At 42.2% G+C, this 24,399-nt stretch carries 24 protein-coding genes, 4 tRNA genes and 1 riboswitch; of the genes, 20 read left to right on the forward strand and 8 right to left on the reverse strand.

All coding sequences use genetic code 11. The features are described from left to right. Positions 1–49: 49 nt before the first annotated feature. From gluQRS to NG55_RS19870, 6 genes are all read right to left on the reverse strand, one after another. Complete coding sequence (gene gluQRS / locus NG55_RS19845) at positions 50–958, reverse strand: tRNA glutamyl-Q(34) synthetase GluQRS (RefSeq protein WP_065344208.1); 909 nt, start codon at positions 956–958, stop codon at positions 50–52. 12 nt (positions 959–970) lie between these two features. Beyond that, a complete protein-coding gene (gene dksA, locus NG55_RS19850; protein ID WP_004656335.1) occupies positions 971–1,501 on the reverse strand; it encodes an RNA polymerase-binding protein DksA in 531 nt (176 codons plus the stop codon). Between the two features lie 459 nt (positions 1,502–1,960). After that, positions 1,961–2,776 carry a 3',5'-cyclic-AMP phosphodiesterase gene (cpdA, locus tag NG55_RS19855; RefSeq protein WP_016540818.1) on the reverse strand — a complete coding sequence of 272 codons (816 nt, stop codon included), beginning with the start codon at positions 2,774–2,776 and terminating at the stop codon, positions 1,961–1,963. A gap of 22 nt (positions 2,777–2,798) precedes the next feature. Beyond that, on the reverse strand, positions 2,799–3,410 hold the full coding sequence (locus NG55_RS19860) for an NUDIX domain-containing protein (RefSeq protein WP_016660503.1): 612 nt from the start codon (positions 3,408–3,410) through the stop codon (positions 2,799–2,801). Positions 3,411–3,485: 75 nt separating this feature from the next. Next, positions 3,486–5,381 (reverse strand): phosphomethylpyrimidine synthase ThiC, encoded by a 1,896-nt coding sequence (gene thiC / locus NG55_RS19865; protein ID WP_065344209.1) that lies wholly within the window; start codon positions 5,379–5,381, stop codon positions 3,486–3,488. 84 nt (positions 5,382–5,465) lie between these two features. Continuing rightward, positions 5,466–5,586: riboswitch (TPP riboswitch) on the reverse strand. A 35-nt stretch (positions 5,587–5,621) separates the two neighbouring features. Further along, a complete protein-coding gene (locus NG55_RS19870; protein WP_065344210.1) occupies positions 5,622–6,725 on the reverse strand; it encodes a hypothetical protein in 1,104 nt (367 codons plus the stop codon). Between the two features lie 151 nt (positions 6,726–6,876). Here NG55_RS19870 and phoU point away from each other — a divergent pair, with 151 nt between their 5' ends. Continuing rightward, a complete protein-coding gene (gene phoU, locus NG55_RS19875; RefSeq protein ID WP_016540822.1) occupies positions 6,877–7,599 on the forward strand; it encodes a phosphate signaling complex protein PhoU in 723 nt (240 codons plus the stop codon). A gap of 297 nt (positions 7,600–7,896) precedes the next feature. Here the strand turns inward: phoU and NG55_RS19880 are convergent, their stop codons facing one another. After that, positions 7,897–8,169: an oxidative damage protection protein gene (locus NG55_RS19880; RefSeq protein ID WP_065344211.1), complete on the reverse strand. Its 273-nt coding sequence runs from the start codon at positions 8,167–8,169 to the stop codon at positions 7,897–7,899. A gap of 9 nt (positions 8,170–8,178) precedes the next feature. Next, positions 8,179–9,612, reverse strand: a complete 1,434-nt coding sequence (argH, locus tag NG55_RS19885; RefSeq protein ID WP_065344212.1) for an argininosuccinate lyase — start codon at positions 9,610–9,612, stop codon at positions 8,179–8,181. On the opposite strand from argH, the gene NG55_RS19890 reads away from it, so the two are divergent. The 19 genes from NG55_RS19890 to NG55_RS20755 all read left to right on the forward strand — a co-directional run. Next, on the forward strand, positions 9,603–10,745 hold the full coding sequence (locus NG55_RS19890) for a sensor histidine kinase (RefSeq protein WP_016540825.1): 1,143 nt from the start codon (positions 9,603–9,605) through the stop codon (positions 10,743–10,745). The two genes, argH and NG55_RS19890, sit on opposite strands and share 10 nt — an antisense overlap. 57 nt (positions 10,746–10,802) lie before the next feature. Further along, positions 10,803–11,543 (forward strand): LytR/AlgR family response regulator transcription factor, encoded by a 741-nt coding sequence (locus NG55_RS19895; RefSeq protein WP_016540826.1) that lies wholly within the window; start codon positions 10,803–10,805, stop codon positions 11,541–11,543. Positions 11,544–11,654: 111 nt separating this feature from the next. Continuing rightward, a complete protein-coding gene (gene hemC, locus NG55_RS19900) occupies positions 11,655–12,572 on the forward strand; it encodes a hydroxymethylbilane synthase (RefSeq protein WP_065344213.1) in 918 nt (305 codons plus the stop codon). Continuing rightward, positions 12,572–13,348, forward strand: coding sequence for a uroporphyrinogen-III synthase (locus tag NG55_RS19905; protein WP_065344214.1), 777 nt, complete (start codon positions 12,572–12,574; stop codon positions 13,346–13,348). The genes hemC and NG55_RS19905 overlap by 1 nt, the downstream gene beginning before the upstream one ends. Next, positions 13,345–14,172, forward strand: a complete 828-nt coding sequence (locus NG55_RS19910; protein ID WP_065344215.1) for a hypothetical protein — start codon at positions 13,345–13,347, stop codon at positions 14,170–14,172. The genes NG55_RS19905 and NG55_RS19910 overlap by 4 nt, the downstream gene beginning before the upstream one ends. Before the next feature lie 6 nt (positions 14,173–14,178). After that, positions 14,179–15,372, forward strand: coding sequence for a hypothetical protein (locus NG55_RS19915; RefSeq protein WP_065344216.1), 1,194 nt, complete (start codon positions 14,179–14,181; stop codon positions 15,370–15,372). Positions 15,373–15,380: 8 nt separating this feature from the next. Next, the gene (locus tag NG55_RS19920) at positions 15,381–15,812 is read left to right on the forward strand and encodes an acyl-CoA thioesterase (protein ID WP_016540831.1); all 432 of its coding nucleotides are present in this window, start codon (positions 15,381–15,383) and stop codon (positions 15,810–15,812) included. Between the two features lie 395 nt (positions 15,813–16,207). After that, positions 16,208–16,534 (forward strand): H-NS histone family protein, encoded by a 327-nt coding sequence (locus tag NG55_RS19925; RefSeq protein ID WP_016540832.1) that lies wholly within the window; start codon positions 16,208–16,210, stop codon positions 16,532–16,534. Positions 16,535–16,711: 177 nt separating this feature from the next. Further along, complete coding sequence (gene gspN, locus NG55_RS19930) at positions 16,712–17,455, forward strand: type II secretion system protein N (protein ID WP_065344217.1); 744 nt, start codon at positions 16,712–16,714, stop codon at positions 17,453–17,455. Further along, complete coding sequence (locus NG55_RS19935) at positions 17,455–18,294, forward strand: type II secretion system protein N (RefSeq protein WP_016540834.1); 840 nt, start codon at positions 17,455–17,457, stop codon at positions 18,292–18,294. Before gspN ends, NG55_RS19935 begins: the two co-directional genes overlap by 1 nt. 40 nt (positions 18,295–18,334) lie before the next feature. Next, positions 18,335–20,611 carry a type II secretion system secretin GspD gene (gene gspD, locus NG55_RS19940; RefSeq protein WP_065344218.1) on the forward strand — a complete coding sequence of 759 codons (2,277 nt, stop codon included), beginning with the start codon at positions 18,335–18,337 and terminating at the stop codon, positions 20,609–20,611. A gap of 63 nt (positions 20,612–20,674) precedes the next feature. Then, positions 20,675–21,292, forward strand: coding sequence for an FHA domain-containing protein (locus NG55_RS19945; protein ID WP_065344219.1), 618 nt, complete (start codon positions 20,675–20,677; stop codon positions 21,290–21,292). Between the two features lie 70 nt (positions 21,293–21,362). Continuing rightward, positions 21,363–22,055: a phosphoglycolate phosphatase gene (locus NG55_RS19950; RefSeq protein WP_032860606.1), complete on the forward strand. Its 693-nt coding sequence runs from the start codon at positions 21,363–21,365 to the stop codon at positions 22,053–22,055. Between the two features lie 83 nt (positions 22,056–22,138). Beyond that, positions 22,139–23,632: an anthranilate synthase component I gene (gene trpE / locus NG55_RS19955; RefSeq protein ID WP_065344220.1), complete on the forward strand. Its 1,494-nt coding sequence runs from the start codon at positions 22,139–22,141 to the stop codon at positions 23,630–23,632. A gap of 99 nt (positions 23,633–23,731) precedes the next feature. Then, a tRNA-Thr gene (locus NG55_RS19960) sits at positions 23,732–23,807 on the forward strand. A gap of 54 nt (positions 23,808–23,861) precedes the next feature. Then, positions 23,862–23,945 (forward strand) — tRNA-Tyr (locus NG55_RS19965). 33 nt (positions 23,946–23,978) lie between these two features. Next, positions 23,979–24,054 (forward strand) — tRNA-Gly (locus NG55_RS19970). Between the two features lie 13 nt (positions 24,055–24,067). Beyond that, a tRNA-Thr gene (locus tag NG55_RS19975) sits at positions 24,068–24,142 on the forward strand. A gap of 164 nt (positions 24,143–24,306) precedes the next feature. After that, on the forward strand, positions 24,307–24,399 hold a 93-nt coding region (locus tag NG55_RS20755), incomplete at its 3' end, for a GTP-binding protein (RefSeq protein WP_017397055.1).

A 24,399-nucleotide genomic window follows, 5' to 3' on the forward strand; every position in this document is an offset into this window, starting at 1 on the left:
CTGAATTGAGACGAAATAAGCCCTGACGATGTACAGGGCTTTTTATTGCTTATAAATAAGTCCCACTGAGATGAAGCCCCGTTGGGATTAAGTTGACATCCCATTGTTGTACCGCTTGTTGCAGCATAATACGAGGTTGATCCAGTTCAACCGTCGCTTGACCTAAAGCCAAGATGGCTTGCTGTAACAGTTTGGAGGCTTGAGTGATATCCAATGCGTGTGCCAGATTCTGTTTAGACAGTTTTTGCCCTTGATCGTTCATGGCAAGCGGAAGGTGCATATAGCTTAAGCTGGGATAATCCAGCAAAGAACCTAACCAGATTTGTCGAGCAGTATTATCGAGTAAGTCTGCACCGCGAACCACATGGCTGATCCCTTGCAGATAATCATCTACGACCACGGCCAATTGATAGCTAATAATGCCATCACGACGTTTCAAGACGAAATCACCCAGATCTTGCTGTAAATTAGAACATTGCAAACCTTGCAAGCGATCTTTGAAACAAATCTGTTGATCTGCGACTTTTAGGCGTATCGCTTGATCGGCAAAATCCAGATTTAAATCACGGCAGGTTCCTACATAGATATGATTGGAACCCAACATTTTACGGGTACATTGGCAGGCATAAATTGCATTGCATTGCCTGAGTTGCTCAAGCACCTGTTCATAGATATCGAAACGATCTTTTTGAAAAATAATCTCTGCATCGGGTTCAAATTGAAAGGCATCAATGCAAGAGAGAATATGTACTTCGCTATTGGGGAAAATACGCGGGATATCGGTATCTTCAATCCGAACCAACCATTGGCCTTGATTGGCCTTGGCATCGCAATAACTGGCCACTGCGGTGAGCAGAGACCCAAAATGCAAGGGGCCGGTTGGCGATGGCGCAAACCGACCCACATATGAGCAGCGATTAAGCAAAGCATCGCCTTGCTTCGCTTCATGGCTCAACACGGTTGTCAAAAATTAACCGTTGTTTTGCTTTTCTTTGATTTCAGCCAAAGTTTTGCAATCGATACATAAAGTCGCAGTTGGGCGAGCTTCTAAACGACGTAAGCCAATCTCGATACCACAAGTTTCACAGAAACCATAGTCTTCGTTTTGAATGGCTTCAATCGACTGTTCGATTTTACGAATGAGCTTGCGTTCACGGTCACGTGTGCGTAGCTCAATAGCAAACTCTTCTTCTTGCGTCGCGCGGTCATTGACGTCAGGAAGTGCACTTGATTCGTCTTGCATCGTATTTAGGGTACGATCAACTTCAGACATTAACTCCGCTTTCCATGCATTTAAAATTTGGCGGAAATGCTCAAGTTGTCCTTCTGACATGTATTCTTCATTTTTCTTCGGCTGATAAGGCGCAATTCCAAACAGACTAGCAGTTGTACCACCTTCTGAAGCCTTCGGTTTGGTTTTACGTACACGTTTCGCCGATTTCAGATCATCAATCACTTCTGTCGGTTCATCCAAGACTTGATTTTGGTTGTCATTCGCCATATAGGGCATTCCTCATCTTACACGTACTATCTATACGCAAAAAATATGGTGATATGCAAGTGTTTTTATAGAAACCTGAGATGGTTTTTCCCATCAAGGGTCGACATCATATAGAGTTTTTGAGCAAGATGGTAGTCATTCCCGTCCAGATTTTGTGAGAAATCCCCAATGTAATTTGTAATCAAAAGTTTTAGGAACTGCTGCTATTTCAGCCATGCATTGTGTTATAGGCTAAAACAACATAAACAAGGCATGAAATACAGACAATGGCGATTCCTTTGTCAAGTTTCATAACGCAGTTTAGGGATGTTTTAGCCATAACCCTGCGGGGCAGAGAGATTTTTTGCCGCTACGATGTTAGGTTTTGTTTACTGAGAATGACTAAGTTTCACAAAACCTGCCTTGTACCGCCTAAAAAAATATCCTCTGCCACAAGCATCTGTGAAATGTCAGCAGTCCCTAATCATAGCCCAATACTTCTGAACTATTCATTCGTTGTGAAGTGGACAAACGATAGACCTGTGTTTCTATTTCTCCATTGGCTTTGAGACGAATCAAACGGTAGCCTGGATGCTCTTCATCCAATGCAAACTTATCACTTCTCGGCTTGAATTGAATACAGGTTGAGGGGGTTGATAAGAACTCAACGCCTTGCCATGTATTGATCGAATCCTGATGTACATGACCACAGACGATCGCTTTGACATTGGAGAAGGGTTGAATCGTTTCGAGCAAATCAGATGAATTCTTCAGCTTGTGCTGATCAATCCAAGCCGATTGCATGGCAAAAGGGTGATGATGGCAGGCAATAATCACATGGCGATCGTGGTGTTGTGTCAGCAACTGGGTGAGTTGTTGCAATTGCACTTCAGCAATATTGCCATCAATCCGCTTTGGCTGCGCGCTATTCAGCAGGATAATACTCCATTGCCCCAACTCAATTACAGTGGGTTGGGTTTGATCTGCCTCGTGGAATGGAAAATGCGTAACATCGTCATGATTGCCTGGGGTATGAAAAAAGGGGATTCCCAAAGTTTGCATATATTGTACATAGCGTTGATACGTCAAAGGTGTTGGCGATTGTGCTAAATCACCCGTGTGTACAATAAGGTCAATATGAGGATGTTGCTGGCGCATCAAGTCGATTACAGCATGAAAACTTTGCTCAGGTTGCATCCCGACAAATTCTAAATGTGGATACTCGAGCAAATGTGTATCGGTAATCTGTATCATCACAAAATCTTGTTGCGATAATGATGAGACTTGGAAAGTCACCGTCTTTAGCCCCTTCAGATTTTTATCTTTGTTGTATATGTTGAGACAGCCACTGTAATGCCATGATTACAGGTGCGTTTCTCAACCGCCCGTTATTTAATAATGCTTCTAATGCGGAATAATCAAATAGATGAAGCTGAATATTTTCACCTTCATCTGGCATTCCAAAAATACCCCCATCCTTTGGCAAATCAACTTCTGCAACATATAAATGAAAAAATTCAGAACATGCGCCAGCAGAAGGGTAGAAGCTAAATAAATGTTTTAATTCCGTGATCTCACAGCCTGATTCTTCGAGACTCTCACGGCGGATACAGCTTTCAGGAGATTCATCTCCATCAAGTACACCAGCAATCACTTCGAGTTGCCATGGTGAAACTGGATCACTTAATGCACCGATACGAAATTGTTCAATCAGTGCAAAGCGTTGTTGTTGGTCATTATAAAGTAGAACGCCAGCGGCTTCTGGACGATGAACCAATTCACGCTGAATTAAGGGTGAGTAATCTTCTCGATCAAATAATCGATGTTTTAAGCTCACTTTCTCAACTTGAATGAACCCCCGAAATAAAGGCTCTCGAGATTCTATCGTAACGTCGGTTGCTGAGTAGCTGGCGTGGTCAAGAATAGTCATCTTCAATCAGGATGAGATTGTACATATCTCATCCTAACCGAGAATGATTCGCAGGAAAATCTTTTTTTAGTCGATTCACACCTTGTGGTACAATTTTTGACCATGTTCCTGATAAGCGGTTTTCATTGCATTGAGACCTGCTTCAACTTCTGTTTCGGTATCATTTGACTGCTTGGCATTGTGTTGATTTTGCGCATAATATCGCACATTCTGAGTGATTTTCATGGAACAGAACTTAGGTCCACACATTGAACAGAAGTGTGCTGATTTATGCGCTTCTTTTGGAAGGGTTTCATCATGCATACTGCGTGCTGTATCAGGGTCTAAGCTTAAATTGAATTGATCATCCCAACGGAATTCAAAACGTGCTTTAGATAAAGCATTGTCACGCACTTGTGCACCTGGGTGGCCTTTGGCCAAGTCTGCTGCATGCGCTGCAATTTTGTAGGTGATGATTCCGTCTTTTACATCTTTCTTATTGGGTAAGCCTAGATGCTCTTTTGGCGTGACATAACACAGCATAGCCGTCCCATACCAACCAATCATCGCTGCACCAATTGCAGAAGTAATATGATCATAACCTGGAGCGATATCGGTGGTCAGTGGCCCAAGGGTGTAGAATGGCGCTTCTTTACAGACTTCAAGTTGTAGATCCATATTTTCTTTAATCATATGCATTGGCACATGACCAGGACCTTCAATCATCACCTGTACATCATGTTCCCACGCACGATGGGTGAGCTCGCCTAGGGTTTTTAGTTCACTAAACTGTGCTTCATCGTTGGCATCTTGCACACAACCTGGACGTAAGCCATCGCCCAAACTGAAGGATACGTCATAGGCTTTCATGATTTCGCAGATTTCATCAAAATGCGTATATAGGAAGTTTTCCTCATGATGAGCTAAACACCATTGTGCCATGATCGAACCACCGCGAGAGACGATGCCCGTTAAGCGGTTTGCCGTCATTGGTACATAACGCAGTAATACGCCTGCATGAATAGTAAAGTAGTCAACACCTTGTTCGGCTTGTTCAATCAAGGTGTCTTTAAAAATTTCCCAAGTGAGGTCTTCTGCCACACCATCGACTTTTTCCAGTGCTTGATAGATCGGAACTGTTCCGATCGGCACAGGTGAGTTGCGGATGATCCATTCACGGGTTTCATGGATATTTTTACCCGTGGATAAGTCCATGATGGTGTCCGCTCCCCAACGGGTGGCCCAAGTCATTTTGGCGACTTCTTCATCAATCGATGAACCGAGTGCTGAGTTCCCAATATTGGCATTAATCTTGACCAAGAAATTGCGCCCAATGATCATCGGCTCACATTCAGGATGGTTAATGTTGGCAGGAATAATGGCACGGCCTGCGGCAACTTCTTGACGTACAAACTCAGGCGTAATTTCTCTTAGATTTTGTGCACCAAAGTTTTGACCTGGATGCTGGCGCATATCAACATGTTCAAGCTGACGTTGATTTTCGCGGATGGCAATATATTCCATTTCAGGGGTAATGATGCCCTGTTTGGCATAATGCATTTGCGTAACATTTTTATCTGCTTGCGCACGGCGAGGGTTTTGAATATGCGCAAAGCGGATTTCAGCAGTACGAATATCTTTTAAACGGGCTTGTCCGAACTCAGAACTGAGACCTGACAGCACATCGGTATCTTGGCGCTCTTCAATCCATGCTTGACGCACGGAAGGTAACCCCTTGTTTAAATCAATCTGTATATTCGGATCGGTATATACGCCTGAAGTGTCATAGACCATGACGGGTGGGTTGTGTTCGCCACCTAAGCCTGTTGGGGTTTCAGTCAAGCTGATTTCACGGAAAGGCACTTGGATATCGGGGCGAGAACCTTCAACATAAACCTTGCGTGAAGCAGGTAAAATACGGGTTAAATCTTTAGCGTCTTGCTCATGTTGAGCAGAAATATCGGCAGGGGAAAGATTCGTTAATTGGTTCATGGCATGATCCTTATGTATGGCATTAACGAATCAAGCACGACCAAAAACAATGGCGGATTTATCTCTATGATAAATAAAGGCTAAGTTTTTGCTGGGCTTGATTCCTACGCAGGTTTTAACCTGATCAGGTTCAACGGTACTTGTCTTTAAATTGAATGATTAAGACAATCTCAGCAGTTTGTTAACTGCGCTCCGTCAAGCTAGGCGTTTAGACTAACAGATTTTAAAAAAAATGCTTGTTTAATTGATGTTGTATTGAATACAAATTGCATCCTGATGGCAGTCTCGATAATCGGTATTTTCAAACGGTGATTTTAGTGGTAATAACTCGTGCAATTGTTCACTCGAATTACTTTCAGGGTTGTCTGTGACCGTATTTGCAGTAGTGAGAGCAAACTTTTGCTGGCGCTGCTCTAAAGGCGTGGTTGTGAAGGCTAAGTATTTTTGTGCCACTTCGGCCAAATGACTATGCTTTTGTTTGGCTAAGTGTTGGATCTGTTGTAAGGCTTCTTTGTCTGTCTCTTGATCTGATGCCAGTCCGGTATAAGGGACTGGTGCTGGTGTGTTGTCTGAACCAAAGAAAATTAGAAATGAGTATTCATCCAATAGGCGTTGAGCGTCTTTAGCAAAATAGCTTTGAGGATATTGCTGTAGATATTTTTCCCAAAATAAAGCCCGTTCAATCAACTCTGCCCATGAAGCGTTAATTGCCGCATCAATGTAGAATAAGTCCTGATTATCTTTTGCCATTCGTTGTACAAAGATTTTTTGATCAATAGGTAATGATGGTGCAAAAACGTCCAAAATATATTGAGGTTGGCGACGGTAGTCAATGATACCTTCACCTTGGTCTTGTAGCTCGATATACGCTTGTCCTTGATGTTGCAATAAATACTGATCTCGAGGTGAAAGCTTCTTAAATAGTTCAGGTTTGGCCTGAAAATTTTTGATTTGTTGGATCGATTGCCATGAGGGATCTTGATCCATTAAGCGATATAGATATTCTTCAAGATTCAGAAATTGATCATAGCCTTTCTTGCTTTGATGTCCTTGCATAAAACGCAAATACATATTGCTTGAGTTTTGCAGCCATTGTAATTGTTGAGTATTTTTGACCTGAGAAATGCACTGTTTGAGTTGAGCATTGACTTGGTTTAATGCTTCAATACTGCTGCGCTCATCAATATTTTGCATTGCCTGATTTAAGTTGGTGCAATTCTGTTGAGTGGTGGTTGTTTTATTCGTTTGTTGCTGGGTCTGTTTATCTGTATTGGTCGGTTGTGGCGGTTTTTGGCAGCCGAGTAATAAGACACTGCTCATCAGGCAAAGAGTAAAAAAACGCATAATAAAATTCTTTGTTGGTGATTGTTGTGGCGGTAGGATTATAAAGCGCATGCTATAAAGATGAAATCAACGGATAGGCTGTCATAAAACTTTCATCATTTCTATGTTTTAATCACCAATCATTTTTCCATGTGTCTAGTGGAGGCATACTGTGAGCCCAAGCAATCCTGTGTTAAGTCATCATATTTCTTCACAATTTAATGAAGACTTGCAAGATGTGCATACCAAGTTTATGACCATGGGTGGATTAGTGGAGCAACAAGTTGCCAACGCAATTCATGCTTTATTAGACACAGATGCTAACTTAGCGATTGATGTGCAGTTTAAAGACAATGCGGTCAACCAATTTGAACGCGATATCGATGAAGGTTTAACCTTGATTCTCGCGCGTCGTCATCCTGCTGCGATTGATTTGCGTATGGTGATTGCAATGAGTAAGGCCAATACTGACTTAGAGCGTATTGGTGATGAGGCTGCAAAAATTGCTCGTATTGCACAAACCTTATGTGAAGAGGGTGAGTCGCCACGCGGTTATATGGAAACCCGTCATATTGGTAACCAAGTGCGTGTCATGATTCATGATGCTTTAGATGCATTTGCCCGTTTAGATATCGAGCAAGCGCTTAAAGTCGTGATGGCAGATGTGGATATTGACCGTGAATATCAGTCGGCTACACGTACCTTAATGACCTATATGATTGAAGATCCGCGTCATATCTCACGCGTGATTAATGTGATGTGGGTATTGCGTTCATTGGAGCGTATTGGTGACCATGCACGTAATATCTCAGAACAAGTGATTTATATGGCGAAAGGGACGGATGTACGTCATACCAGTATTGAAGAAATTGAACAACAAGTGCATCAAAAATAATCATGTAAAAATCACATAACTAAAAGCCGCTTTGAATAGGCGGTTTTTTTATGTGTAAAATCTTGGCATAAAAAAATCCCAGACTTCGGGGGAAAAGTCTGGGAGAGAAATTTCATGCGTTACGTGAGATATCAACGTATCTCTTTGTCCTTCTGGATTTAACTATACGGGGTAGGGTGAAAGGTGTCATGTAGACAACTGTGTATACTCTGTAAGGCTTTATTACTTATGTAAATATCACGTAAAAAGAGAGCTGTTTTTCAGCTCTCTTTTTACGGTAGGGTTTGACCAAGCGACTTATTTTTGTTCAGTCCAACCTTCTGCTTTTTCTACGCTTTCATCGTTATTGAAGAACTTCTCACGTTGTTCTTCAAGAAACTTTTTCGCCTCAGGCTCAAATACATTCAAGCGTTTTTCGTTAATCAGCGTGGTTTGGTGTTTTAACCATTCCTGCCATGCCTGTTTTGAAATTGTTTCAAAGAACTCTTGGCCTTTCGGACCAGGGAATGGCGCAAAGTCCAAACCTTCAAGCTCTTGTTTGTATTTACGGCAAAGTACTTGTCTAGTCATCATCAATCCTTAAGCGTATAACTGTTCTAGGCGAGTGTGTGCACGTGCAATCGCAGCTTCGACCTGTTTTGGTGAGGTGCCACCAATATGATCACGTGCATTGACAGACGCTTCTAAAGTGAGGGCCTTGTCAAATACATCGGCTTCGATCAAATCAGAGAACTGTTGCAGCTGTTCTAGTGTCAGTTCAGATAAATCTTTTTCTTCTGCAACACCTAAAGCCACGGCTTTACCAACAATTTCATGGGCATCGCGGAAAGCAACGCCTTTTTTGACCAGGTAGTCGGCAAGATCGGTTGCAGTGGAGAAACCACGTAAAGCGGCTTCACGCATAATCTCAATATTGGGTACAAGGGCTGGAACCATGTCTGCGAAAGCCATGAGTGAACCACGAACGGTATCAATCGCATCAAACAAAGGTTCTTTGTCTTCTTGGTTGTCTTTATTGTAGGCCAATGGCTGACCTTTCATTAAGGTCAATAAGCTAATTAAGTCGCCAAAGACACGACCTGATTTACCACGCACCAGTTCTGGTACATCTGGATTTTTCTTCTGTGGCATGATTGAAGAACCTGTACAGAAGCGGTCTGGAATATTCACAAACTTAAACTGCGCTGAGGTCCATAAAATGAGTTCTTCAGACATGCGTGATAAATGCATCATGATCAAAGATGCGGCTGCATTAAATTCAATGGCAAAGTCACGGTCAGATACCGCATCTAACGAGTTTTCTGAAACGGCTTCGAAACCGAGAAGTTCTGCAGTATAAGCACGATCAATCGGGTAGGTTGTACCTGCCAAAGCTGCTGAGCCGAGCGGCATACGATTGACACGTTTACGGCAGTCTTGTAAACGTTCAGTATCACGCACTAACATTTCAAACCAAGCTAATAAATGATGACCAAAGGTCACAGGCTGAGCGGTTTGTAGATGGGTGAAACCTGGCATAATGGTGTTGGTATTGTTGCTTGCCAAACCCAGTAAGCCTTTCTGTAAACGCAGTAATAGGCCTAAGATGTCATCAATCTCATCACGTAAATATAAGCGGATATCGGTTGCAACTTGGTCATTACGGCTACGGCCCGTATGTAATTTTTTTCCGGTAATGCCGATTCGTTGAGTCAAACGAGACTCAATGTTCATATGTACGTCTTCTAAATCAATGCGCCATTCAAAGTTGCCTGCCTCAATTTCAGCTTTAATGGTGCTCAAGCCTTGGATAATGTCATCGCGTTCAGCTTCAGTTAAGACTCCTACTTTGGCAAGCATAGTGGCATGTGCAATTGAACCTGCAATATCTTGTTTATAAAAACGTTGGTCAAATTGCACAGATGCGGTAAATTCTGCAACAAAAGCATCAGTTGCTTCAGAGAAGCGACCGCCCCACATTCCAGAGGTTTGATTCGGGTTGGCTGAAGAAGAGGATTGAGAAGATGTGGTCATGGCGGCTCAGCAAAATAAAAAAGAGTATAGCAAATCCAAACGCAGTTGCCGAAACTCGACGTAAGAAGTTATCGCAAACTCGTCAGGGGAATCCATCAGGCTCCTATTTTTTTACGAAAATTGGTCAATGGCAATACTTATTGGAATTAATTGTTGCAAGTAATGTCTTAGCGATGGTGCTGGCATTGGCTGAAGCACGGTCATGGCAAGCCTTGGAGAGCTTTCGTGTACTGCAATATATGGTTTTTATTAATTGGGTAATTTTATCGTTCGCGACAGTTGTTGATTATTTTAAGGATTTTTTTGCTAAGTTTAGTCAGAAAATTGCCTTGATAATGGGCTTTGTGTTGTTACAGCTGATTGTGCTGTTGACGACTTGTGTGATCAATCTGCTTCAATTCTGGGCTGCACGTTCGGGTTCATTTTCGGATGAGATTTTATTTCATGGGACTAGTTTGCATTTAGGCTACGGCGTTTTGCTGGGGGCGTTCTGCTTACGTTATTTATATATGCGTGAGCAATGGATGAACCAGCAGTATAGTGAACTCAATGCGCGGATTCAGGCGATGCAGGCACGGATTCACCCACATTTTTTATTTAATAGTATGAATAGCGTGGTGAGTTTAATTGCGATTGACCCTGAAAAAGCTGAAAATATGTTGATTAATCTGTCACGCTTATTCAGAGCCAGCTTTCAAGAGCTGAAACTGGTGAGTCTGGCCGAAGAAATTGAATTATGTCAGCATTATTTAAGTATTGAAAAGATGCGTTTAGGCGCGCGTTTGAATGTAGAATGGAATATACAGGCAACACCGATTGAATTAAAACGAGTGACGATTCCGTTATTGACGTTGCAACCTTTGCTGGAGAATAGTATTTTTCATGGGGTGGAAAAAATTTTACAACCTTCAACCATTAGTGTATTGGTTGAAATATTGCAAAATCAAGTCAGTATAGTCATTACTAACCCTTATTCTCACGATACAATAAAATCGAGACAGGGAAATGGTATTGCGATAGACAATGTGAAGCAGCGCTTGAAAGCTTATTATGGGCAAACGGTTAAGTTTCAGATTTATGGGGGAACGTCGTTATATACGACCGTGGTGAGCTACCACTATCGAGTAAAATAATAAGTCAAGTTAACCATAAAAAATATGGATGAAGTTAACGGTGACAAGGAGGAGAGGATGAGAGTTCTGATTGCTGATGATGAGCCTCTCGCAGTAGAGCGTTTGGCACGTTTAGTGACCCAGATGGGACACGAAGTCATTGCGACAGCGCATCATGGTCAGGATGTGTTAAATCATATAGAAAACGACTCACCCGATGTCGTTTTATTAGATATTCAAATGCCAGGGATGAATGGTTTGGAATGTGCTGAACAACTCAGCCAGCTTAATCCACGTCCTGCGATTATTTTTTGCACGGCATATGATCAACATGCATTGGAAGCATTTAAATTTCAAGCACAAGGATATTTACTTAAACCTGTTGCACAACAAGATTTACAGCAGGTATTTAACCATTTAACTCAACTCACACAAGCACAAATGACGGGTTTACAACAACAAGACGATATGTACGATACCAAAGCACAACGCCATCAAATTGCTGCGAAAACTTATCGCGGAGTGGAACTGATTCCCTTGGAAAATGTTTATTATTTTTTAGCAGATCAGAAATATGTCACTGTTCGCCATAAAAATGGCAGTGTACTGATTGATGAAACACTTAAAGATCTGGAACTGGAATTTGCCGATCGCTTTATCCGCATTCATCGTAATGCACTGGTCTCGCTCGACTATCTTGAAGGCTTAGAGTTGGTGACTGCGGGACAATATCAGGTGCGGTTACGTGAGTTGGATGAGCGTTTGTCGGTCAGTCGCCGACACTTGCCGAGTTTAAGAGAATGTATGCATCAATTATAAAACCAAACTTTTCGGCTGAATGATTGATCACTTTGTGATTTTTTACTTGCAATTTCAGGTGAGCAAGTTAAGTTTGGAACAATTGCTTTGATCAATACCTCACTTGAATTTATGAAAACCTTAAAAATTGCGACTCGACAAAGCCCGCTTGCACTCTGGCAGGCGGAACATATTCGTTCTCGTTTAAATGCGCTTTATCCAGATTTAACGGTTGAATTACTTAAGTTCGTAACGCAAGGCGACAAGATTCTGGATACCCCTCTGGCAAAAATTGGTGGTAAAGGTTTATTTGTAAAAGAGTTGGAAGCAGCACTGTTGGATGGGCGTGCTGATTTGGCGGTACACTCGATGAAAGATGTACCCATGCATTTGCCTGAAGGTTTGAGTTTGGCAGTCATTTGCGAGCGTGAAGATCCTTTGGATGCTTTTGTTTCAAATCACTACTCCCATTTTGACGAGTTACCGCAAGGTGCCAAAGTGGGTACATCGAGCTTGCGCCGTAAATGCCAGATTTTACAGCAACGTCCAGATTTAGAGATTATTGATTTACGCGGTAATGTCGGGACGCGTTTATCCAAGTTGGATGATGGTTTGTATGATGCCATTATTTTAGCCAGCGCAGGCCTAAAACGTTTAGGTTTGGCTGATCGTATTCGCCATTGTTTGGCGCCCGTATTGAGCTTGCCTGCGGTGGGTCAAGGTGCACTTGGTCTAGAGTGCCGTAGCGATGATGTCGAATTATTAAAATTGATTCGGCCACTGCAACACGAAGAAACTTCGATTTGTGTCCGTGCAGAACGTGCGTTCAATGCTTATCTGGAAGGGGGCTGCCAAGTGCCGATTGCAGGTTATGCGACTTTAAAGGATGGTCAAGTCCAGATTGAAGGCCGTGTTGGCAGTGTAGATGGCAAGACTTTGTTGCAAGAGCAATTAGTCGGTGCAACAGTCGATGCTGAGCAATTGGGAGAACAGCTTGCTCAGCGCTTGCTAGCGCAAGGTGCGGGTGAATTGCTCAAAGCGTTGTATTAATGCTGTTTATCAATACACGACCTGATGACCGCGCCGCTGCTTTAACGCAAGCATTAAATGAAGTGGGTTATCAGGTCGAAGCACTACCTTTGCTTGAGTTGGTTGCAGAACCTTTTTCTTATGTTCTGCAACAACTTTATTTAGAATTGAAACAGGTTCAAGCAATTGTGGTGGTGAGTCCAACCGCTGTTGATGTTGGGATGCGTTATTTACAGCAAGCAGGTTTGCAACTTGATCAGCTGCAGCATATTCAATGGATTGCTGTGGGACAGACTACAGCACACGCTTTAGCAAAATACAGCATAGACAGTTGGGTGCCTGAGGTGGAAACTTCGGAAGGAATGCTGCAATTACCGATTTTAAAACAACACAAAGATCTAAAGAAAATCGCATTTTGGCGAGGCTTAGGGGGTCGACAGTTTATGATGCAGCAATTGCAGCAACACGGTGTCGAGATCCTGAATTTTGTGCTCTATCATCGTCAATGCCCTAAGCAGAGTGTGATTGCATTTCCTGAAATTGTAAAAAAAATAAGTTTAAATCAGCCTGTTGCAGTGTTGATCAGTAGTGAAGCGAGTTGGAATTATTGGCAGCAATTCTGCAAACAATCTCCGTGTACAGCTGCGTGGGTTTATCTGGTTTTGGGCTCACGTTTGGTTCAGCTTGTAGAAACGGCCCAATCGCAAACGGCGAAAGGATTTAACATTATTCAGCTTGAAAATTTATCCGCATCAGAGATCATTCATCGCATGAGTGACTGGAAAGGACATGTATGAGAAAAATTGGTTATCTAATATTAGGATTGAGTTTATTGTGGTTGGCTAAACTCAGTTACGATGTTGCGCAATATTCTCAAACGCTACCCCAGTTACAACAGCAGCTCGATCAAACCGAGCAACGCTATGCTCTATTGAATGATCAATTTGTTGCAGTGCAACGCCAGTTGCAAAATAGCAGTGTGATCGAGCCTACAGATAATGTTGCAATACCGACCACGATGACAGGGATCGCCCCGGTTATTTTGGTTAAACAACAAATGCAATTGGTTCAGTTTGCTTTGGATCAACAGCAGTTTATTTATGCATTAGATCAACTAAATCAAGCTCAGCAACATATTGCTCAGTATGCGGTTTCACCAGCGTTGCAGCATAGTCTGATGAAAGCCATTGAACAGGACAAACAAAGCATTCAACAATACGTCCTCAGTCAAACGCAGCAACAGCAGCAACTCGACAATTTGTTGCAGCAGCTGGATCAGAAGATTCAGCAAGAAATCAAAAATCCCAAAATAAGCATGACAAAAAGTGACAGTGGCGCTTGGTGGCATTGGTTTAAGTTGGAAAAGGTACAGCGTAATTCGCCCGATTTGATGAGTCGTAATATTACTTTGAAAGAAGCTCAATTACGTTTATTACTGGCTTCGCAAGCCTTGCAACAAGGACAGTTGGCTGAATATCGAAAATCAAGCTTGGAAGTGATGCAGTTATTGGCTGAATTACCTGATCAGAATAGCCAGCAAATGAAGCAACGTTTAGAGAAAATTTTAAACCTACCTGCGGTACCCACTCCGAAATTAACCACACTGGGTTTGTTGGGATAAGGCATTATGAAACATTTATTGTGGATTTATCTGCTTGCAAGTTTGGTGTTGTTCGCCCTGTTTGCCATCTTGAGTTATGGCTATGGGAATGGTTATGTGTATATTTATTGGCGTGATTGGCAGTTTCAGAGTGGAGTTTGGGGGCTGATTGCGCTGTTTATCGTCATCAGTTTGCTGGCACAATTTGCTTGGCTATTTGGTAAGCGTTATTTCGCCCGAGAGCAACGCAAAAAAGAAACGATTCTGCATTTTAAAGATCTACATCCTTATGAGCAACTCGGGATTGTTTGGTTATTGGAAGCTGCAAAAGATCAACAAGTGTTTATTGAGCGTGTTTATACCCAGTCAGGGTTGCTCAATCATATTATTGATGCGCAATTTGATTATAAAAATGGTGATTATGAGACTGCATTGCAGAGTTTAGAGAAATCTGCACCGATGGCATTTGAACTGGCTGAATTGCAACGCATTGATATTTATCTTGAGCAGCAGGAAACACAAAAAGCACTCACCCATTTAGAGTTTTTGGCCCAACATCAGCTTTCACCTTGGTTGATTGAAATTGAGACGGCTTATCAGCAACGGATTACTGCGCTTTGGGGTAAACTTGCCTTGCAGGAGCCATGGTTGTTTTTGCAAACAACCCAATATGGTTTGCTTGATGCTGAACACCGTGATCTATGGTTGCAACAATTATTGATTCGATTTGATCAGGCATCTGTCGATGATCTGGCGGCACTACAGCAACGCTATCTGTTTTTACTGGATGAAATTCAAACTCGTCCGTACAGTAGTAAAGTGCTCTGGTTGAAACTATTGGCACGTATGCCAGAAATGAGTGTACAGCATGAAGATCTAGCCTTACATTTATTACAAGATCAATTTGATCCAGAAGTGTTTTATCTTTGGTTCCAACAACAATTATTGAAGCAGATTCCAGATTATGCCTATGTTGAGCAGCGCATTATGCAGCTTGAACAGCGTTACACCAGTGTGCCGATGTTAAGCTTTGCAAAATGGCATATTTATGTGGCAACACAGCGACAAGCAGAAGCAGAGCAATTATTAACTTTATATCCAGATAATATTTTAATGAGTTATTTAAGGATTAAATCAACTTTGGGTGATAATCCAGATTTAATCAGGCAGTTAAATTTAATATTTGAAAATGATGTAAATTTTCTTAATTTTAAGATATGAGTGAAAACATGAAAGAATTGTCTGTCTATCCTGTTGTGCTTCAGCAAACCGTTGCTTGGGGGGATATGGATGCGTTTGGTCATGTAAATAATGTTCAGTATTATCGTTATATCGAGAGTGCACGCATCGCTTATTTAATGACGCTGAATATCTTTGATCAGGAGATATTGACGGTCGTTGCATCAAGCCAGTGTAAATACTTGAGTCCTGTATTCTATCCCGATGTGCTGCATATTGGTGCGCGGATTGAGGAGTTAAGAAATAGTGCTTTTCGTATGCATTATGTATTGTGGAGTGAAACACAACAGCAAATCGTGGCAACAGCTGAGGCGGTCATGGTTTGTGTGGATAAGAACACATCAAAGAAATTAAATATTCCTGATGAGATTAGACAGCACATAATTCAGTTAGAACATAGCGTAGGTCATGCTTTAATATAATGTGAATGATTATAAAGACGATTATGTCTATTTTTGTTTGATTATATCATCATTTCATATAATAAGGTTCAAAGCTTTCATTTGTAAGAGATAAGGTATTTGAACCTAAACCCTGAAAAGAAAATTAAAATTTTTTAGATAAAATTAAGAGTAATTTAATATAAATCGGATTGCTTCGGATCCGTGGTCTCGCTTTTATAGAATATGTTTTTATATAACAGGTCTACTTTTTTTGCTTTATTGTAAATAAATTGCCATTTGGGGGTAAATATACGATTAAGTGCGTTATTCTTATATTGATTAATTAATCATTTATAAATTAATATTGAATCGAATTAAAAATTCATTTTATTTTTGAGTGATATATTTCCCCTATATAAGTTGGAGTGGTTCTAATGAAACCAGATATTAGTGATTTATCTGTAGAAGATTTAAAGCGTTTACAAGCAGAAGCAGAAGCTTTGATTGCAAGTAAAAAAGATCAAGCAGTTGAAGATGCGTATAATCAAATTATCGCGATTGCAGATGCGATTGGTTATAGCGTTGAAGAGTTATTGGAAGTGGGTGAGCAAAAGCGTAAGAAAACTACGCGTAAAGCAGTAGAGCCACGCTACCGTAACAAGAGCAATGCTGAAGAAACTTGGACTGGTCGTGGTAAGCAACCACGTTGGTTAGTTGCTCAGTTAGAAAAAGGTGCAAAACTTGAAGATTTCTTAATCTAAGCAAGTTTTAAAGTCATCGTTTTGTCATACGATGACTTTATCCTTTATTAAAAGCCAGGCTTAAAAAGCTTGGTTTTTTTATATCAGAGAATTGGCGATGTTGAAAAAGTATGCATAATGTCATTCAGGGGGCGATTGTCTCAAAAAGGATGATATTTGCATGTTGGTAAGGGTGGAATGAAGAAAAAAACCAAGCAATGGAGATGGTGGGTATTCGCCATTTTTGCATTTTTAATTTTTATTATTTTACAAATTCCAGCAACATGGTTAATTGCGAAATTTTCAAAAGATAATCAAATATTACATAATGTCAGCGGTAACATTTGGCAGGGGCAAGCAGACTGGCAACGTGGTCAATTGCGCGGTTCAGTGCATTGGAAAACTCGCCCTCTGGATTTGCTATTACTGCGCGTTGGTGCAGATCTGGATATTCATAGTGGTAATACCCAGTTCAATGGGGTTTTTGCTTACGGTCTAAGTAAGAAAATCATGATTAAAGACCTGCAAGGGAAAATCTCGCCTGAAACATTAAAATATTTTGCCAACTGGCAGTGGCCTGAAAACTCAATCCAACTGAAAGACGTACAATTGAATTACCAAAAAGAAAAAGGCTTTAGCGCGGTAGAAGGACAATTGAATTGGGGTGGTGGTGCGTTGGCCTATACTTTTGGTCAGCGACAAGATCGTATGAATATGCCGTCTTTAGTGGCTGGACTTAAAGATGAAAACGGGCAATTACAAATAGATGTCCGTGATCAACGTAGCCAGAAAATGGCGAATCTGAGCTTAGATGCAAGTCTGATGCTGGATGTACAACTCACCCAGCGGATGTTGTTAAACATTCCCTCTTATGAAGGTAAAGCTGGCTTAGACACCTATGTGATCAGTTCGCGGCAACCCTTGTTGCAAGGTGGTTTCTAATGAAAGCAATCACTGAAAAAATGCAACAATTGCGTTGGCAAAAACTGGATAAGCTCAGTGGTCTGGTTTTAGTACTCCTGATTTTGTGGTTATGTTGGAAATTGGCTTCACTGTTCTGGTGGGTGGTTGCGCCACCACAACCGATGCAGTTTGACCGAGTGGAGTTGGGCTCGCAGCAAGCCCAAGTTCCCAATATCAGTTCTTTTGCATTATTCAACGAACCAGCAGCAACTTCGGCTGATGATAATGTCAATCTGGAGTTGCAAGGTGTGTTGTTGGGACAGCCCAATTATTTATCATCGGCTGTAATTAAGTTGAATGATAGTGCTGAACGATATCGTGTTGGTGAAACTGTGGGATCAACGTCATATCAATTGGCTGAAGTCTATTGGGATCATGTGGTTTTAAAACAGGGCAATGGTGCAACCCGAGAAGTTAAATTTAAGGGTTTGGACAAAGGTCTATATCAGCCAATTGATCCTGTGCTTAACAACAGCAACAATGTACCGCCAGCAGCGGCTGCACCAACTCAGAACTCACCACAATCGGCTTTAGGTCAAGCGATCCAGCAAATGCAGGATAATCGCGAGCAATATCTAAAAAATATGGGAGTCAATGGTGGCGGTGCGGATGGTTATGAAATATCAGACAAGACCCCATCGAATTTAAAAAATACCTTGGGTTTACGTTCGGGTGACCGTATTCTATCGATCAATGGTCAAACCGTCGGGCAGGGGCTCAACGAAGTACAATTATTAGAGCAAGTACGTCGTGAAGGGCATGCCAAAATAGAAATAAAACGTGGTGATCAAGTGATGACCATACAACAAAGTTTTTAGTGATCACACGTCACACATCAGTTAGGAATAAGTGCAGGTTATGGCTTTTTTAAATCATCAACGACCACTTTGGGCATTACTTGCCGCCGCACCTTTGATTGCGTCAGTGAGTACTCATGTGCAAGCACAAACATGGAAGATCAATCTACGTGATGCAGACTTAACCGCATTTATTAATGAAGTTGCAGATATTACTGGGAAGAACTTTGCGGTTGATCCTCGTGTGCGTGGTAATGTGACGGTTATTTCCAATAAGCCTCTGAATAAGGACGAGGTGTATGACCTATTTCTAGGCGTACTCAATGTCAATGGTGTGGTGGCGCTCCCTTCAGGAAACACGGTTAAACTTGTCCCTGACAGTAATGCGAAGAACTCTGGGATTCCTTACGATGCACGTAGCCGTGCGGGTGGTGATCAAATCGTAACGCGAGTGATTTGGCTGCAAAATACCAATCCGAATGACTTGATTCCAGCCCTACGTCCGTTAATGCCGCAATTTGCGCATTTGGCAGCGGTTGCGGGGACCAATGCTTTAATCGTTTCTGATCGTGCAACCAATATTTATCAGCTTGAAAATATCGTGCGTAATTTAGATGGCACGGGTCAAAATGACATTGAAGCAATTAGCTTGCAGTCGAGCCAGGCTGAAGAAGTGATTGGTTTGTTGGAGACCATGAGTGCAACTGGTGCTTCAAAAGATTTTATCGGTTCACGGGTGCGTATCATTGCCGATAATCGAACCAATCGGATTTTAATCAAGGGTGACCCAGATTCACGTAAACGTTTGCGTCAAATGATTGAAATGCTGGATGTACCATCAGCAGATCGTTTGGGTGGTCTTAAAGTCTATCGTTTGAAATATGCGAGCGCAAAAAACTTAGCTGAGATTTTACAAGGCTTAGTAACAGGACAATCGGCCTCTACGTCATCGTCAACATCGAATAGTAATAACCGATCTAATTCGATGAGTAATCTGATCTCGAATAATCAAAACTCAAGCTCGACAACAGGATCATCGTCGTCGTCTGTTTCTACTCCTTCGATTAATTTAAACAGCAATTCCAACAATAGCCAAAATTCAAGTATTACCAGTTTTAATCAAGGTGGAGTCAGTATTATTGCTGATCCTGCGCAAAATGCCTTGGTCGTAAAAGCTGATCCACAGTTGATGCGAGAAATAGATGCGGCAATTCAGCAATTAGATACTCGCCGTCAGCAGGTATTAATCGAAGCTGCGATTATGGAGGTGACAGGTGATGATGCCGATCAACTTGGCGTTCAGTGGGCTTTAGGTGATCTCACTAGTGGCATTGGCTTGCTTAGTTTTAGTAATGTAGGCGCAAGTCTGTCTAAAATTGCGGCAGGTTATTTAACTGGTGGGTCAGCAGGCGCGGCGGGTGTGCTTGGGAGTACAAATGGAGGCACTGGCAGTGGAGCAAGTTTTGCTGTTGGTGACTTCAGTAATCCGCGACGTGCGTATGGTGCTTTGATTCAAGCTTTAAAAACCAATACCAAGTCCAATTTATTGTCATCTCCGTCAATTGTAACCATGGATAACGAAGAGGCCTATATTGTTGTTGGCCAAAACGTACCTTTTGTCACGGGTTCAGTAGCAACGACCGGAAATAGTACGGTAAATCCTTATACTACGGTTGAGCGTAAAGATGTTGGGGTGACCTTAAAAGTAATTCCACATATTGGTGAGGGTGGGTCTGTACGTTTAGAGGTTGAACAAGAAGTTTCGAATGTCCAAAGCAATAAAGGTCAAGCCGCGGATTTGGTGACCAGTAAACGTGCGATTAAAACCTCAGTTTTGGCTGATCATGGACAAACGGTCGTTTTAGGTGGCTTGATTTCAGATGATACGGAACTGTCTCGCCAGAGCCTTCCATTGTTGGGTGATATCCCTTATTTAGGTCGTCTATTTAGTTCAAATACAAAAAGTAATGTAAAACGTAATCTTTTAGTTTTCATACATCCCACAATTGTAGGGGATGCTGATGATGTACGCCGTATTTCTCAACAGCGTTATAATCAGCTCTATAGTTTGCAACTTTCAATGGACAAAAATGGTAACTTTGCCAAACTACCTGAGAATGTTGAGGATATTTATAATCGACAAGCAGTGGCGACAAATTCACCGTATCAAAAAGTACCCACAGCAACCCAAGCGAATAAAACGGTTGTGGTGACTACACCTGTTGCAGTTGAAGCGCCTCAAGTACAACAAAAAACGGTACAACTTCCTGTGAAAGAAACAGAGCGTAGTAAAAACACGGTAACCACCACCACGATTCGACCAGCGTCTTCACAGTAGATGCACAGAAGCGCTTATGTCACAATGCTATGATTGCAAGAAATTCTATAAGGATATGCATCTATGACTTGGAAATTACAAGCCATTACAGGTGAATTTACGGGGCAAGAACTGAGTATCGAACGTGACATGTTGGTGGGAAGACATCAAGATGCCGATATTTTGTTGCAGTCAGCAGATATTTCACGTCGTCACGCGGCGTTATTGTTAAAAGATCAGCAGCTTTGGGTGCAAGACCTGAATTCATCGAACGGTACATTTATTAATGATGCGCGTGTTGAGCAGGAAACAGAATTGCACGATGGCGATATCTTGCAGTTTGCCAGTTTTGTCTTTTCAGTGCTTGCGCCAGCGCTATCTGAAGCTGAATTGCCAGAAATCGAGATTGAACCTGTAGCGTCAAATTCTACAGATCAAGGTATGCCAAGTATTGCTGAACGTGCAGTTGAGACGCCGATCACACGTGATGGAATGCCACAGCAAGTGGCGATACCAAAGCCAGCACCGATTCCTGAAGGAATCAATGTACAGGCAGCACCAGAGCCGCAACCTGTTGCAATTGAAGAACCTATTTCGCGTGTTACTGCGGAAAAAGAGCAACAGAAGAATGCTTCGGTTGGCCTCATTTCTATTATTGTATTGATCATTCTGGCGGTGATTGCTTGGCTGTTCTTTAAATAATCGGGCGAAGCTTTTACAATCAAGGCATGCCCACGTGGGTATGCCTTTTTCATTTCTTGAGTCGAAATATATGTCCGTTGCTCAGTTACACAACCGTAGTTTAGTCTTATTTGATCTGGATGGGACACTGGTCGATTCCGCTGCTGATTTATATCGAGCGATGAACCTGAGTTTAGAAAAATTGGGTTTGGCGAAGGTAACCGAGGCGCAAGTTCGGGTCTGGGTGGGAAAAGGTGCAGCCAAACTGTGTGAGGCTGTGCTAGAACATTTGTTTGGGGAAGTAGATGCTCAGCAGCAAGAGCAACTCCTCAGTACATTTGTTGATGTTTATGCGCAGGAGCTCTGTGTAAATACTCAAGTGTATGAGGGGGTTTTACCATTTTTAGATTATTGTCAAACCCATAATATTAGCATGGCATGTGTGACCAATAAGCCTGAACAGCTGGCACAAGGTATTCTTGATCTCTTGGCTTTAAGTCCATATTTTAAAATGGTGATTGGGGGTGATCGTTTGCCTGAACGAAAACCACATCCTTTGCCGTTGCTGCACTGTGTGCAGGCGCAGAATACCACGACTGCGGCAACCTTGATGATTGGTGATTCAAGTAATGATGTTGAAGCAGCTAGACGTGCAGGTATTGATTGTATTGTGGTCAGCTATGGCTATAATCATGGAGAAAGTATTTACGACTGTCAGCCACAGCAAGTGGTCGATAGTTTGGCAGAATTGATAGAAGAAGATTTAGTAAGGAGACAAGCATGAAGATGATTATGGTTTTTCGATGGCGGGCTTGAGACAGCACTAAAGAAAAAACGCACAGAAATTAAAAACCATAGAGAAGATTCATGACGACCTTAGTACAATTTGAGCAATTAAAAGCAGCAGGCTATAACACCATTCCTGTTTATCGCCAGCGTTTGGCCGATACTGAAACCCCACTTTCTGTTTTTGCTCGTTTTAAACAATACAAGCAAGCCTATCTATTTGAGTCTGTTGAAGGTGGCGAGAACTGGGCACGCTATTCAATGATTGGTTTGGGTGAGTCCACCGTTTTTTCCTGCAATGCAGGGGTACTCACCATACAACAGGCGGATGGTACCGTGATTCAGCAGGATTGTGCTGATCCCTTTGACTATATCCGAGAGTTTCAAAGTCAGTTTAAAGTCCCGACTCAAGTCGAATTGCCTGATTTACCTAGCTTCACTGGGGGATTGGTGGGCTATTTAGGCTATGACGCCGTGCGTTATATTGAACCAAAACTGAAAAATGTGCCTGCTGCAGATCCTGTCACGCTACCCGACCTGTGGTTGATGCTCTCACAAACCGTGATTGTGTTTGATAATTTAAAAGATACCTTATTTCTCATTCATCATGCCGATGCGAATCAGCCGAATGCCTATGCTCAAGCTCAGCAAAAGCTGGATCAGTTAGAGCAATTGTTGGCGACACCTGTTAGCTTACAAGCGAAGCCGCATACAGCACCACATTTTGAATCGATCACAGGCAAAGCAAAATTTCTTGAGACGGTTGAAAAGGTCAAAGAATATATCCGTGCGGGTGATGTGATGCAGGTAGTGCCTGGACAACGTATGGTCTCTGATTTTGATGGTGAAGCGCTGCAAGTGTATCGTGCGCTTCGCCATTTAAATCCATCGCCCTATTTATTCTTGGTGCAAGGGCAAACCCTGACAGACCAAAAGCCCTTTCATATTGTGGGCTCATCACCAGAAATTTTATCTCGTTTAGAAAATGGCATTGCAACGGTACGTCCTTTGGCAGGAACGCGGCCACGTGGTAAAACCAAGGAAGAAGATCTTGCCTTGGAGCAAGATTTATTGGCAGATGAAAAAGAGATTGCTGAACATCTAATGCTGATTGATCTGGGGCGTAACGATGTCGGACGTGTATCTAAAATCGGTAAAGTGCAAGTGACTGATCGGATGGTGATCGAGCGTTATTCCCATGTGATGCATATTGTTTCGAATGTACAGGGTGAAGTACGAGATGATGTAGATGCTTTAGATGTGTTTAAAGCAACATTCCCTGCGGGAACGCTTTCAGGTGCACCAAAAATTCGGGCTATGGAAATTATTGATGAGGTTGAGCCTGTTAAGCGGGGTGTATTTGGTGGCGCTGTTGGATATTTAGGCTGGCATGGTGAAATGGACATGTCGATTGCGATTCGTACTTGCGTTATTCGCGATCAAAAGGTCTATGTGCAAGCGGGAGCGGGGCTAGTTGCGGACTCAAATCCTGAATCTGAGTGGAATGAAACCCAAATAAAAGCTCGCGCAGTGATCAAAGCGGTTGAATTATCGTCAAACGGATTGATTTTATGAGTTTTTAGCAGTTTTTTTAAAAAAAGCACTTGCATCGATTCAGAGTTTTGCTAAACTGCACACCGTTCCGATACGAAACGTACGAAACACTTGGAAAGCGCCGGCATAGCTCAGTTGGTAGAGCAACTGACTTGTAATCAGTAGGTCCACAGTTCGAATCCGTGTGCCGGCACCATCTTAAAAGTGTGGTAGTATTAAGTAGAAGAACAGCACTGTGTAAGTGTGATGTGGTGAGATTCCCGAGCGGCCAAAGGGGGCAGACTGTAACTCTGCTACGAAAGTTTCGAAGGTTCGAATCCTTCTCTCACCACCATTTAACTTCGATAGAAGTGGTCAGTACCAACATGCGGGAGTAACTCAGTTGGTAGAGTGGCAGCCTTCCAAGCTGCATGTCGCGAGTTCGATCCTCGTCTCCCGCTCCATATCGAAGATGTCGCTCTTATAGCTCAGTGGTAGAGCACTCCCTTGGTAAGGGAGAGGTCTCGAGTTCAAATCTCGATAAGAGCTCCAGATATACAGCTTAGTGGAATTTCCACAACATTTTAAAGAAGCAGGCTATTATAGTCTGCTTTTCAAGTATTAGGTGTCTAGTTTTTTAGGCGAATGTCGATTAAGAAGGTTTTTCAGGGTTGTTTTTCTCTAAACTGGCGTCGACGTAAACGAGGAAAATCAAAATGGCTAAGGCTAAGTTTGAACGTAATAAACCACACGTAAACGTGGGTACAATTGGTCACGTTGACCATGGTAAAACAACTTTAACTGCTGCG

This window comes from Acinetobacter gyllenbergii, from assembly GCF_001682515.1.
Lineage (GTDB): Bacteria > Pseudomonadota > Gammaproteobacteria > Pseudomonadales > Moraxellaceae > Acinetobacter > Acinetobacter gyllenbergii.